At 68.0% G+C, this 12,771-nt stretch carries 12 protein-coding genes; 7 read left to right on the top strand and 5 right to left on the bottom strand.

What is annotated here, in order from left to right; genetic code table 11:
• Positions 1 to 153: 153 nt before the first annotated feature.
• The 3 genes from ACYQZ5_RS09010 (at position 154) to ACYQZ5_RS09020 (ending at position 3,200) form a co-directional block, all read left to right on the top strand.
• Positions 154 to 1,386, top strand: a complete 1,233-nt coding sequence (locus tag ACYQZ5_RS09010; RefSeq protein ID WP_379731178.1) for a digeranylgeranylglycerophospholipid reductase — start codon at positions 154 to 156, stop codon at positions 1,384 to 1,386.
• Between the two features lie 117 nt (positions 1,387 to 1,503).
• Positions 1,504 to 2,355, top strand: coding sequence for an aldo/keto reductase (locus ACYQZ5_RS09015; protein ID WP_379731179.1), 852 nt, complete (start codon positions 1,504 to 1,506; stop codon positions 2,353 to 2,355).
• A 77-nt stretch (positions 2,356 to 2,432) separates the two neighbouring features.
• A complete protein-coding gene (locus ACYQZ5_RS09020; protein WP_459845910.1) occupies positions 2,433 to 3,200 on the top strand; it encodes a hypothetical protein in 768 nt (255 codons plus the stop codon).
• Here ACYQZ5_RS09020 and ACYQZ5_RS09025 read toward each other — a convergent pair.
• From ACYQZ5_RS09025 to ACYQZ5_RS09035, 3 genes are all read right to left on the bottom strand, one after another.
• On the bottom strand, positions 3,197 to 4,336 hold the full coding sequence (locus ACYQZ5_RS09025) for a DUF373 family protein (RefSeq protein ID WP_379731181.1): 1,140 nt from the start codon (positions 4,334 to 4,336) through the stop codon (positions 3,197 to 3,199). The genes ACYQZ5_RS09020 and ACYQZ5_RS09025 overlap by 4 nt on opposite strands.
• A gap of 82 nt (positions 4,337 to 4,418) precedes the next feature.
• Positions 4,419 to 5,429: a signal peptide peptidase SppA gene (sppA, locus tag ACYQZ5_RS09030; RefSeq protein ID WP_379818262.1), complete on the bottom strand. Its 1,011-nt coding sequence runs from the start codon at positions 5,427 to 5,429 to the stop codon at positions 4,419 to 4,421.
• 110 nt (positions 5,430 to 5,539) lie between these two features.
• Positions 5,540 to 6,463: a coiled-coil protein gene (locus ACYQZ5_RS09035; protein WP_379731061.1), complete on the bottom strand. Its 924-nt coding sequence runs from the start codon at positions 6,461 to 6,463 to the stop codon at positions 5,540 to 5,542.
• 275 nt (positions 6,464 to 6,738) lie between these two features.
• On the opposite strand from ACYQZ5_RS09035, the gene ACYQZ5_RS09040 reads away from it, so the two are divergent.
• Both ACYQZ5_RS09040 and ACYQZ5_RS09045 read left to right on the top strand, forming a co-directional pair.
• Complete coding sequence (locus ACYQZ5_RS09040) at positions 6,739 to 7,212, top strand: DUF371 domain-containing protein (RefSeq protein ID WP_379731062.1); 474 nt, start codon at positions 6,739 to 6,741, stop codon at positions 7,210 to 7,212.
• 46 nt (positions 7,213 to 7,258) lie between these two features.
• Positions 7,259 to 8,095 carry an endonuclease III domain-containing protein gene (locus ACYQZ5_RS09045; RefSeq protein ID WP_379731063.1) on the top strand — a complete coding sequence of 279 codons (837 nt, stop codon included), beginning with the start codon at positions 7,259 to 7,261 and terminating at the stop codon, positions 8,093 to 8,095.
• Positions 8,096 to 8,131: 36 nt separating this feature from the next.
• Here ACYQZ5_RS09045 and ACYQZ5_RS09050 read toward each other — a convergent pair whose 3' ends face one another.
• Entirely contained in the window at positions 8,132 to 8,347 is a 216-nt protein-coding gene (locus ACYQZ5_RS09050; protein ID WP_379731064.1) for a hypothetical protein, read from the bottom strand.
• A 235-nt stretch (positions 8,348 to 8,582) separates the two neighbouring features.
• Complete coding sequence (locus ACYQZ5_RS09055; RefSeq protein WP_379731065.1) at positions 8,583 to 10,514, bottom strand: beta-CASP ribonuclease aCPSF1; 1,932 nt, start codon at positions 10,512 to 10,514, stop codon at positions 8,583 to 8,585.
• Positions 10,515 to 10,709: 195 nt separating this feature from the next.
• On the opposite strand from ACYQZ5_RS09055, the gene ACYQZ5_RS09060 reads away from it, so the two are divergent.
• Together ACYQZ5_RS09060 and proS are read left to right on the top strand one after the other, a co-directional pair.
• Positions 10,710 to 11,231, top strand: a complete 522-nt coding sequence (locus tag ACYQZ5_RS09060) for an 8-oxo-dGTP diphosphatase (protein WP_379731066.1) — start codon at positions 10,710 to 10,712, stop codon at positions 11,229 to 11,231.
• 46 nt (positions 11,232 to 11,277) lie between these two features.
• Positions 11,278 to 12,765, top strand: coding sequence for a proline--tRNA ligase (gene proS / locus ACYQZ5_RS09065; protein WP_379731067.1), 1,488 nt, complete (start codon positions 11,278 to 11,280; stop codon positions 12,763 to 12,765).
• Positions 12,766 to 12,771: the final 6 nt, after the last annotated feature.

The following is a 12,771-nucleotide window of genomic DNA, read 5'->3' on the forward strand; positions in this document are numbered from 1 at the left end:
GCCACGGCCCCGTTTTTCCGCCGCCGATCGCATCGCTCCTCCGTCCCGTTCCGACCCCCGCGAGCCGACGGAAACCACGGAGTACGGGACGGACTCGCAGGATTCGCTACGGAGTTAGCAACACTCATTACGGACACGGCGTTTCGTGTGTCCATGTCCGACCGTTTTGACGTGGTCATCGCGGGGGCGGGACCCGCGGGCGCACAGTGTGCCCGCGACCTCGCCCAGCGAGGCTACGACGTCGTCCTCCTCGAGACCGAACCGGAGGACGAGTTCCCGCGTCAGAGCAACAAGTCGACCGCCGGCACGTTCCCGTCGATGATGTCCGCCTTCGGCGTCCCCGACGACGTGGTGATGAACTACACCGACGACGTGGTGCTGGAGTCGCCGAACCGCCACTACGTCCAGAACCAGCCCGGCGCCGTGCTGGAGTTCGCCGAGTTCAAGCAGTGGATGGTCGCCGACGCCAGAGAGAAGGGCGCGGAGGTGTGGTTCGACGCCCGCGTCTCCCGGCCGATCACGGAGGACGGCACCCCCGTCGGCGTGCGCTACAACGGCGACGAGGAGGTGTACGCCGACATCGTCGTCGACGCCACCGGTCCCGCGGCGCCGCTGGCGAAGGATCTGGGCGTCAGCGACCTCAAACGCGGGAAGCAGGCCATCGGCGTCGAGTACGAACTCGAAGGCGTCGAGATCGACCACCCCGACTACGCCGACCTGACCGACTCGATGATGCTGCGGCTCGACCACGACCTCGCGCCCGGCGGCTACTCGTGGATCTTCCACACCGGCGGCGACGAGGCGAAGGTCGGGATCTGCTACATCCAGAACGAGAGCCACCAGCGCCACGGGAAGGAGGGGATGGGGATCGACGACTACCTCCAGTACTGGCTCGACACCGACCCCCGATTCGAGGACGCCGAGCGCATCGAGGGGAAGGTCCACCGCGGCTCCGCCCACATCCAGACGCCGGGCGAGCTCAGCACTGACAGCTTCATGGCGATCGGCGACACCGTCCCAAGCATCGACCCGCTCTGGGGCGAGGGGATCCACAAGGGGATGCAGTCCGGCCGCGCGGCCGCGACGACCGCCGACCGCTGTCTCACGCCGGAGGAGCCCGACACCTCGGCGTCGGCGATGGCGGTGTACAACAAGCTCTGGCACAGCGAGGTCGCCCCGCGGGCCCGCGAGCGGCTGCTGATGACCGAACTCCTCTACCTCGCGCCGAACTCACGGTACGACACGCTGATGGCCGACCTGAACGACACCGAGGAGGAGACGCTCGCGAAGGTCAACGCCGGCGACGTGGGCGCGATGCGGAAGCTGCTCCACCTCAGCGACGTGCCGCTGCTCGCGAAGTTCGCGCGCGAGCGGTTCAGCGAGTAGGGGAACCGACGACGACGCGCAACCGACTGCGGCCGTCGCGCCGTCGTCGAACGCGCCGGGGGGCGAGAGTGCCCCGGCCGCAACGGCTTTTCCTCCGAAGAACCACTGTTCGAACACATGAGCGAAACGCCTACCGGCGACGAGATAGCGACGGCCGAGGACTGTCCGCGTGCCAGCGGCATGCCGATGCTCGGCATGGGGACGTGGGAGCTGACCGACGAACAGACCTGTCCCGAGGCGGTCGCGACCGCCCTGGAGATGGGGTACCGCCACGTCGACACCGCGCAGGCGTACGGCAACGAACACCTGGTCGGCGACGGGATCGCCCGCAGCGACGTCGACCGGGAGGATATCTTCCTCGCGACGAAGATCTGGAACTCCGATCTGGGGTACGACGATGCGATCGACGCCGCCTACGACGCCGTCGACAACCTCGGCGTCGACTCCGTCGACCTGCTGTACGTCCACTGGCCGGCGGAGGCGTACGACCCCGCCGAGACGTTCCGCGCGTTCGACGAACTGGTCGAGGAGGGGGTCACCGAGCGCATCGGCATCTCCAACTTCGAGCCCGAGCAGATCGAGGAAGCGCAGGCGGCGGCCGACCACGACATCTTCGCCCACCAGTTCGAGTGCCACCCGCTACTCCAGCAGGAGGTGGTCCGCGAGGCGACCGTGGAACACGGCATCGAGCCGGTCGCGTACTCCCCGCTGGCCCGCGGCGAGGTGTTCGGCCACGAAGTGATCAGCGACATCGCCGGCAGCCACAACGTCAGCGAGGCACAGGTGAGCCTCGCGTGGCTCCGCGAGCAGGGGGTCACCGCGATTCCGAAGGCCTCCAGCGAGGCACACCTCCACGACAACTGGGCGTCGCTGTCGCTCCAGCTCAACGAAGGCGAACTCGAAGCGATCGACGAGCTCGAGGAGGGTCGGCGGATGGTCGATCCGGATTTCGGCCCGTGGAACCGCTGAACTGTCGGAGAACTGTCGTCTGACGCCCGTCGTTCGCACCGCAACTTTCACCTCGGCGGGACTGCTCTACTCGCCCAATGCAAGGGCAGCGAACCGGACTGATCGACGCCATCCGCATCGACGTCGCCCGCCTCCACGCGACGTGGATGGAGCTGGTGTTTCCCCGACAGCTCGACCCCAGTAGCGTGCTCGGCCGCTGGGAGCCGGAGACCGGCGGCCAGAAGGCCGCTTACTACGCTTGGGCCGCACTGGGGATCCCGCTCGTGGTGATCGGCTACCCGCTCCTCCTGCTCGGCTTCGCGACGCGGTACTACGCCGGCAAGCTCGACTCCGCGACCACCCGGCTGGGGATCGTCGGCGTCGTCCTCGTCGCCGCCGTGGCGTGGGGGCTGTTGACCGTCGGCGCGTGGGTCCGGCAGTTCTCGACTGACGGGCTGGTCGCCGTGGCCGCCGCGGGCGGGGTCGCGACCGTCTCCGCCGGGCTGGCGGTCGTGTTCTCCCGCCGCGGCGGGCGCCTGACGAGCGTCCTGTTTGCCTACCCCGCCGCGACGACCGCGCTGTTCCTCCCGCCGGTCGTGGCCGCGCTCTACTCGCCGGCGCTGGCCGGCGTGCTCACCGGCAGCACCAACCTCGCGATCTGGATCCTCGACAACGTGCTCACCGTGGGCGGGCTGAACGAGATGATCCGGAGCCGGTTCGCCCTCGAGGGGCCGGCATACGTCGCGATGTGGTTCGGGATCGCCGTCCCGCTGGGCTGGCTGCTCGGCGGCGTGGTCGCGCTGGCGGACGTGATCCGCCCGCAGCAGGATGGGTCGAGCGCCTCCGGCAGCGCCGGCCAGTTCTAAGACTGTTCGAGTTCCGACTCCTCGGCGACGCTCTCCTCCTCGACCTCGTCGGTGACGTGGGACGCCACCCGCACACCGATCAACGAAACGACGATGCCGGCGACGATGAATCCGACCAAGCGCTGGCCCGGCTCGAACGTGATCTCGGTGACCCACAGCGACAGCGTCAGGTTGGGAACGTCCGTCTGCTGTTCGAGGAAGTAGCCCGCGAAGCCGCGGATCACCAGCCCGACCGCGACGACGCCGAAGGGGAGGTTCAACACCGGCGAGGAGAGCCCGTCGTCCCGGATACGTTCGTCGACCAGCCGGCCGGCGGAGGCGGTCAGCGCCGCCAGCGCCAGCCACGGCACCGCGTCGTAGACGAACAGCACGAACTGGATCAGGACCGGCTCGGAGCTGGCCTCCGTCGCCGAGAGCCCGCCGAGGAACGCGCCGACAAGCGCCAGCCCGGCCCCGACGGCGTAGGTGACGACGGACACCTGCCCGGAGTACAGCGCCTCGCGCACCTGTTCGGGCGTGTTCTCCAGCCGGTCGTCGATCGCGAGCCCCTTGTACAGCAGCACCGCGCCGAGCAGCGACGCCAGCCCGGCCATCGCGATCTGTGGCGAGAACTGGATCGCGAGCGCGGGCAGGACGAGCAGGGCGACGCCGAGCGGCACGAGCACCGTCTCGCGCATCTCCTCGTCGCCGAGGAACTGTTTGAGCAGGTAGTACGTCGACTCGATGTCGCGGGCCTGCCGGACGACGACGCGGTCGACGCTGTCGACGCCCACGCGGGACTCGACGATCGGGACCACGCGCTCGTCCTCGGCGCTGTCGACGACGACGATCGCGGAGTCGGGGGCGTAGCGCTCGATCAGCTCGTCGATCTGTCGGGCGATCGCGCGGTCGGCATTCACTCGCGAGTCGGCGCCGCCGGAGACCACCGCGACGGTGGCGTCGTCGCCGCCGTCGGTCAACTCGCGCGTGACACGGAGGGCTTCGAGCAGGCAGTTGACGCTCGCGTCCTCGGGGTCGGCGAGCCCCACGTCGGTCACGAGCGAGCGCACCGCCTCCCAGCCGGCGACGGGCATCGCCGCGCCCGTCTTGGCGCCGACATCGTTCGAGCGGTCCACACAGAGGACCAGCGTGCTCACGGCCGGAGGGACGGGCGCCGCGACGTTAAGCTTCGGGTCGACCCCACGGGATCACGCGAACCCCCGATCGAGGTAGCCGCGATCACGCCCGAAAGCGGAAGTCGAGCCCGCCGTCCTCGCCGGTGACGCGGCTGGCGAGCCCGGCGCCGAAGGCGTACGCGACCGAGCGCGCGCCCATGCCGACGCGGGCGAGCGGGCCGCGCTGCGGTTCGAACTCCTGGACGGAGACCTCCTCCCCGAGCTGCTCCTCGAGGCTGTCGGTCACGTCCTCGCGGGTGCCGATCTCGTCGACGAGGCCCATCTCCGCCGCCTCGGTGCCCAGGTAGATCCGGGCCTCGGTGTCCCGGATCTCGCCCTCGCTCAGCTCCCGGCCCTCGGCGACGCGGTCGACGAAGCGGTCGTACAGCCCGTCGATCAGGCTCTGGAGGTACTCGCGTTCGTCGTCGTCGATCTCCTTCAGCGGCGTGCCGGCGTCCTTGTACTCGCCGGCGGTGAACTGCTCGTAGCTGACTCCCAGCCGGTCGGCGAGGTCGGCGACGTTCGGCCGGGAGCCGATCACGCCGATCGAGCCGACGATCGACGGCTCGCGCGCCCAGATCTCGTCACAGCCCGAGGCGATCCAGTAGCCGCCGCTGGCACACACGTCGGTCGCGTAGGCGATCGTCGGACCGTCGAACCGCTCGACGGCGTTGCGGATGTCCTCGCTCGGGACCACCTCGCCGCCGGGGGTGTTGAGCTTGACCAGCAGCGCGTCGACCGCGGGGTCGTCGTCGGCCCGGTCGATCTGGTCGGCGATCTCGTCGGCGGTCGCGCCCACCGGCCCCGTCGGGATGGGGTTGTTGCCGCCGCCGTCGCGGGTGATCGGCCCCTCGACGCCGACCTCCGCGACGTTGTACGGCGGGAACTGGCTCCCGGCGATACCGGACAACATGCGGACGGCGCCGGCCGCGACGGCGAACGCGAGCAGGATCCCGAGCAGGTCCGCGAGGTCCGCCGCGAACTCGACGAACAGCAGCCACGCCGCCACCAGCGCGACCAGCGTGCCGCCGGCGACGAGGAGGAACCGTCCCAGTCGGTCGTTCGTGTCGGTCATGGGCGCTACTGCGGCGCGGTGCTACAAAAAGGATGGCCGAAACGACGGCGACGGCGTCGCCGCTGGCGGCTCGTCGTGGGGTCGAAAAACGGAAGCGATTCTCCGGAAAGTTACAGCAGGCCGGTCTTCTGCAGCTTCATCAGGTCCTCGGTGTCGAGGGTCTCGCCTTCCTTGAACTTCTGGTAGATCTCCTCGGCCTCTTCCTTCTCCTCTTCCATCTTCTGCTCGCGCTCGTCCTTGCGCTCTTCCTCTTCCTCCTTGTCGAGTTCGCGCAGGCGCTTCTGGACGCGCACGAAGTCCTCGTGGTGGCGGTCGGCCGCCTCCTGGGCCTCGACGAACAGCTCGTGCATCTCGTCGGCCTCGTCGCGGATCTCGTCGGCCTCGCGGTAGGCCTCGATCATCTCGTTGTGGTGCTCCTGGGCCTTGTCCGCCAGCTCCGTGACCTTCTGGTGGTGCTGGCTGGCCTCCGAGCGGACCTCCTCGGCCTTCTCGATCTTCTCCTCGAGCTCGTCGCTCTGGTCGACCTTCTCCTCGCGCTCGGCGAGCTGCTCGCGCTTGTCCTCGATCTTCTCGATGAGTTCGCGCTCCTCCTCGGCGGAGAGCACTTCGGTCTGCTGTTTGAACTCGAGGTCCTCGATCTCCTCGCGGAGCTCCTCGGCGTCCTTGCCGTCGTCGAGTTCGAGGTCCTCCTTCATCTCCTCGACCTCGTCGAACAGCTCGTTCGCGTCGGCGTTGAGCTCGTTTCGCTTCTCCTTGTGCTCCTGAACCTGCTCGTTGAGCTCGTCGCGCTTCTCGCGGTGCTCCTGTGCCTCGTCGACCTTCTCGCGGGTCTCCGCGTTCAGGTCGTCGCGCTTGGAGGCGCGCTCGGAGGCGATCTGGTTCAGGTCGTTCCGTCGATCCCGGAGCTGGCCGGCGAGCTTGATCAGCTCGCCCTTCGAGCCGTTCTCCAGCTTCTCCTCGGGGAGGTCGACGTTGTCTTCTTCACTCAGTGCTTCGATGTCGTACTTCTCGAGTACGTCCTGTTTCGTTACCATGCTAATCGAACCTCTGTACCATCCGCCCTCCGGACACAGCGGACGCTCGTGGGACCGCAGTAAATCGTGGATAAGAGTTCCCGATCATTCTGCGTGCGGTGCCACCAGCGCCGGAGGCGTTCTGGTACCTGAGAGTATGGTAGTAGCGTAGTTAAATTCTTCGGTGGTTCGCGGGTGTAATTGCGTCACACGGCCTCTACCGCCCGTCACGCACTCGCACACCCCCGACAGGTCGGTCCGGCAAACACTTCCCGGGGCGTCGCCGACGGCGACACATGAACGACGCGGACGCGACCGACCGCGGGACGACCCACGTCGAACGGATCACCGCGCAGGGCCACGAGAACGTCACCGGCGAGCACGGGAGCACCGTCGAGGTGACCACCGACGACTGGCTCACCCCCGCCGGCGACTGCATCGTCGGCGTCGAGGCCGACGGGACTCCCGCCGACTTCGACGACGCGTTCGTCGCCGCCTGCCAGTCGAGCGAGGCGACGATCACCGCCGAGTTCGCGGTCGAGGCCGGGGACGAGACGCTGACGGACACGATAACCGGCCGCGGCGACCCCGAACTCACGTTCGAGGGCGACCGCAGCCTCGTGGGCAGAACGAGCGACTACGTCGACGACCGGACCGTGTTCGTCGGCGCCGACGGCGCCGCCGCGGATCTGGACCGGGAGCTGATCGACGCGCTGGCCGACGGCGCGGCGTTGACGCTGACGCTGACCGTCGACTCCGGCGGGAACTGACGGCGTTCGGCGCGCAGTTTTTGGTCGCCCGTCCGAACAATTCGGTATGAGCGACGACGCCGAGGAGCGCGCGGACGAGCCGTCGAGAAACATCAGCGGCGGCCCGGACGGCGGTGGGGAAGCGGTCACGGCCGTCGACGACGGCGAGCCGGCCAGTCGGGCGGAAGCGGTCGTCGACGAACTTGGGGAGATGTACTGGCAGAAGGCCTACGGCGGCCGCGACGGCTTCGAGTGTCTCGTCCGGACGATCCTGAGCCAGAACACCAGCGACAAGGCCAGCCAGCCGGCCCACGACAGCCTGATGAGCCGGTACGGCGGCGACGGGATCGACCTCGCCGAGTCGCTCGCCGGCGCCGCACAGGACGAACTCGCCGAGACCATCTCTTCGGCCGGCCTCTACAACCAGAAGTCCGAGACCATCGTCCGCCTCGCCGGACGCGTCGTCGAGGAGTACGGCGGCGCCGACGGCTTCGACGAGTTCGTGAAGTCCGGCGACCCCGACCAAGTCCGGGAGACGCTCTTGGAGATGAAGGGCGTCGGACCGAAGACGGCCGACTGCGTGCTGCTGTTCTCCGGGGGTCGCAACGGCGTATTCCCCGTCGACACCCACGTCCACCGGATCGCACGGCGGATGGGCCTCGCGCCCGCGGACGCGGACCACGAGCAGGTGCGGCAGGCGATCGAGGCGGCCGTCCCCGGGGAGAAGTGTGGCTTCGGTCACACCGCGATGATCCAGTTCGGCCGGGAGTACTGCACCGCCCGCGAGCCGGCGTGTCTGGACGGCCCGGAGGCCTGCCCGCTGGTGGAGTACTGCGACCAAGTGGGCGTCGACGAACTCTCCGGCGACGTGGTGGATCCGGCGGCGGTCGTCACCGACGATTAACCGATCGCGCCGGAGGGGTGGTACGTCGGTGGACTATCACGCAGCGAGGGCACCAGCCCCGCCCTTCAGACCGAACCCCATCACCGGGCCGCTGTAGTCGGCCGTGTCGTTCGGCGGACTCGTGTGGGTGGCTTCCTCCTCGGTCTCCCCGCCACCGGCCTCTAGGTTTCCGGTCGCGGCAGCGTTCCCCGCCGTGACGGTTATCAACATCACGACGACCAGTAACGTGATCGTGACTCGTCGTAGATCCATCGTCGATCCAGTCGCTCGTGAACAGTGCCCACAGTAAAGTTCTTCTGGTGGAACAGGTTTCGACTCTCACCCGAAACTCGACGCCCCCGACGATCACTACTTGAATCGGAACGTCTCGAGGTTCTTCGGCGCGAGTGAGTCCGGAGGACGAACGAGCGTTTTTGCATGAACGGGTTTTGCGGGGGTCTGGCCGCAGGCGGCTACGCCGCCGAGGACATGTCCCCGCAAAAACGGTTCACTTGAACCGGAACGTCTCGAGGTTCTTCGGCGCGAACGTGCGCATGTTGAACTCGTGGTACAGCGCCGAGGAGAAGTCCTGCACGGAGCTCTCGTCGCCGTGGACACAGAGCACCTTCTCCGGGCGCGGGCTCATGTTCCGGACAAAGTTCATCAACCCCTCGCGGTCGGCGTGACCGGAGAAGCCGTCGACGGTCTCGACGTCCATCTTCAGGGTCAGCTTCGAGCCCCGGCCGTCGCGGTTCGAGCCGAAGTCCGAGACGGGGATCTCGTCCCAGCCGTTCTGGATACGCCGGCCGAGCGTCCCCTGGGCCTGATAGCCGACGAAGGTGAGCGTGGAGTCCTGATCGCTGCCGAGGTGGCGCAGCCACGACATGATCGGGCCGCCGGTCACCATCCCGGAGGTGGAGAGGATGATCGACGGGCCTTCGTCGACGACCTCCTGTCGCTCGTCCTCGCCGCCGTCGATGTGGTTGAACTGGTCGGCGAGGAACGGGTTCTCGTCCTCGTGGAAGATGCGGTCCTGCAGGTCGTCACGCAGGTACTCGGGGTAGGTGGTGTGGATCGCGGTCGCCTCCCAGATCATCCCGTCGAGGTGGACCGGCATCTCCGGGATCTTCCCGGTGCGCATCGCCTCCTCGATGACGAGCATGATCTCCTGTGACCGCCCGACAGCGAAGGCGGGGATCAACACCTTCCCGCCTTTCTCGTGAGCCTCGTTGATCACCTCGATCAGCCGGCGCTCGGAGTCCTCCTGATCGGTCTGGTAGTCGTTCCGACCACCGTAGGTGGACTCCATCACCAGCGCCTCGACGCGGGGGAAGTCGTTGACCGCGCCGTTGAACAGCCGGGTGTCGTCGTAGTGGATGTCGCCGGAGAACGCGACGTTGTAGAGGCCGTCGCCGACGTGGAAGTGGGAGACGGCCGAGCCGAGGATGTGGCCCGCGTTGTGGAACGTGAGCTTGAGGTCGGGCGCGATGTCGGTCACGTCGCCGTACTCCAGCGGGATGCAGTGCTTGATCGCCTCGCGTACCTGCGCGGAGTCGTACGGCGGCGTCCGGCCCTCCTTGGCGGCCACGTCGAGGTAGTCGAGCGTGAGCAGCCCCATCAGGTCCCGCGTCGGCTCCGTACAGTAGATCGGGCCGTCGTAGCCGTACTTGAAGAGGAGGGGGATCAGCGCGGAGTGGTCGAGGTGGGCGTGGGTGAGCACGACCGCGTCGAGGTTCTGGGCGCCGGCACCGAGCGCCTCGGGGATCTGGAGGTACGGCACCTCGCCCTCGGCGCCAGGCTTGTCGCCGCAGTCGACCAGCACGCGCGTCTCCGCGGTGTTGAGGATGAACGCGGCGCGGCCGACCTCGCGACAGCAGCCAAGCGTGGTGATCCGGACCCACTGCTCGTCGGCCATCTCCTCGCGGTGGATCTGCCGGCCGACGCGTTCGAGGATCTCGCGGCGCTCCTGGCGCTCCTGCTTGAGGAAGTTCCGGACGTTGGAGACGGTGGAGGACTCGATCGGCGGCGTGCGGACGACCTCGGGGGTCCAGCCCACTTCGCGGGTAATCTCCCGGAGCGTGGAGCCGTGGCGGCCGATGACCATGCCGGGCTTCTCGGCCTCGATGACGACCTCGCCGGTGTCCTCGTGGAAGTCCAGATCCTCCACGCCGGCCTCCTCCGGGATCACGTCCATGACTTTCTCACGCGCCTCGCCGGGTCGGGAGAGCACGTCGGGGTCCGGGCGGACCGTGATGCGCTTGCGAAGCTTGGAGGCGAGCTGGCGGACCAGGTTGCCGTCGCCGGCGAACTCCTTGGGGTCGCGGGTGTAGACCACCAGCTCCGGCCCCTCGTATTTCACGTCAGTGATGGAGATCGTAGAGGGGATCTCTGCCTCGATTTCACTTTTCAACTCCTCGAGTTGCGTATCTACTTGACTCATGTGTCGAAGACGCTCGCGTCGACTGCGTTGCCCGACGCGAGAGTGGCGGTGATTCTCTCCGGTGTTGCCGCGCGGGAAAGTACAGCGAGAACCCGCTTACACGGAGGTATCTCCGCGCGGTAGTAAAAGCCTTCCCAAACCGCGAGCGTGGCTGGTGGCAACATGCTTTTTCCTCGGGCGGCGAAGCCCGCGAGCGTGTTCGAAGACGATCCCGTCGAGGAACTGCCCGCGGCGACGCTGTGTCACCTCGTCGCAGGTGCGGCCGGCGACGAACAGCCGGCCGGCGACGACGAGACTCTCCTCATCCACAAGAAACGCGGCGTCGGCAGCGGGCAGTGGGTCGGTCCCGGCGGGAAAGTCGAGGACGGTGAGACTCCGCGGGAGTGCGTGGTTCGGGAGGTTCGCGAGGAGGTCGGGATCGACGTGCTCGACCCCGAGAAGGCCGGGGAGTTCGTCTACCGCTCGGACGACTGGGACGCCCTCGTCCACGTGTTCCGCGCGACCGAGTACGCGGGCACGCCCGAGGAGACCGAGGAGGCCGATCCGCGGTGGTTCCCCGTCGACGACCTCCCGTTCGCCGAGATGTGGGCGACCGACCGCGAGTGGCTGCCCGTCGTGCTCGACGGCGGGACGTTCCGCGGGCGGTTCGTCTACGAGGACGGCGAGCCGCGGGAGGTGACCGTCGAGACGGGCGTGACGTTCCCCGGCGAGCGCTGACGGTGGCTTCGGACGTTTTAAGCCGCGACCACCACTTCGTCGGCGTATGAGCGACGACGACGACCAGACGCTCGGGATCACCGAGTCCAAGGAGTACGCCACCGGCGACTGGTACGCCGAAGTCTGCCGGAAGGCGGGGCTGACCAACTACGGCCCGGAGGGGATGTCCGGGTTCATCGTCGCCCGCCCGCGGGCGTACGGCCTCTGGGAGCGAGTACAGGGGGAACTCGACGCCCGGTTCAAGGACACCGGCGTCCAGAACGCCTACTTCCCGCTGTTCATCCCGGAATCCTACCTCGAACGCGAGAAGGACATCGTCGAGGGGTTCGACCCCGAAGTCGCGTGGGTCACCCACGGCGGCCACGACGAGCTCGAGGAGCGCCTCGCGGTCCGGCCGACCTCCGAGTCGATCATCGCGCCGTACATGTCCCAGTGGATCCGGAGCCACCGTGACCTCCCCCTCCGAGTCAATCAGTGGGCCTCCGTCGTGCGCTGGGAGGCGACAGAGACGAAGCCGTTCTTCCGCACCAAGGAGTTCCTCTGGCAGGAGGGCCACACCGCCCACGAGACCGACGAGGAGGCGTGGGAGGAGACCCTGACCCGCCTCGACCAGTACGAGGAGGTGTACGAGGACGTGCTCGCGATCCCGGTGATGCGCGGGCAGAAGCCCGACCACGACAAGTTCCCCGGCGCGGACACGACGACGACCGTCGAGGCGCTGATGCCCGACGGGAAGTCGGTGCAGGGCGCGACCTCCCACCACCTCGGCCAGTCGTTCGCGGAGGCGTTCGACATCACCTACAGCGACGAGGACGAGGAGGAGCGCGTCGCCCACACGACCTCGTGGGGGTTCTCCTGGCGCTCGCTGGGCGCGCTGATCATGACCCACTCCGACGAGCAGGGTCTCGTCCTCCCCCCGACGCTCGCGCCCGAGCAGGTCGTGATCGTCCCCATCTACCAGTCCGACACCAAGGACGAAGTCATCGACTACGCCGAAGAGGTCGCCGACGACCTCGAGGACGCCGGCGTCCGCGTCGAACTCGACGACCGCGACGAGCGCAACCCCGGGTTCAAGTTCAACGAGTGGGAGCTGAAGGGCGTCCCCGTCCGCTTCGAGATCGGTCCCCACGAGGTCGAGGACGGCGAGATCACGGCGGTCCACCGTCCCGACGGCGAGGAGGTCACGCTCGACCGCGACGGCGTCGCCGAGTCGGTCCGTGACGAACTCGACACCGTCTACGCCAAGCTGTTCGCCGCCGCCGAGGAGAACATCGAGGAGAACGTCCGCGACGCCGACGACCGCGCGGGCATCCTCGGCACGCTCGGCCAGCACGGGGGCTACGTCCGGACGCCGTGGTGTGGCGACGAGGCCTGCGAGGAGGAGATCTCCGAGCAGATGGCCGCCGAGATCGTGATGGTGCCGTTCCCCGACGACGAGGAGAAACACCACGACGACGTGCTCGCCGGCGACGCCGAGTGTGCGGTCTGTGGCGACGACGCCGACGAGACCGCCTACTTCGCGAAGTCCTACTGAGCGATC

Source organism: Halolamina salina (assembly GCF_054653455.1).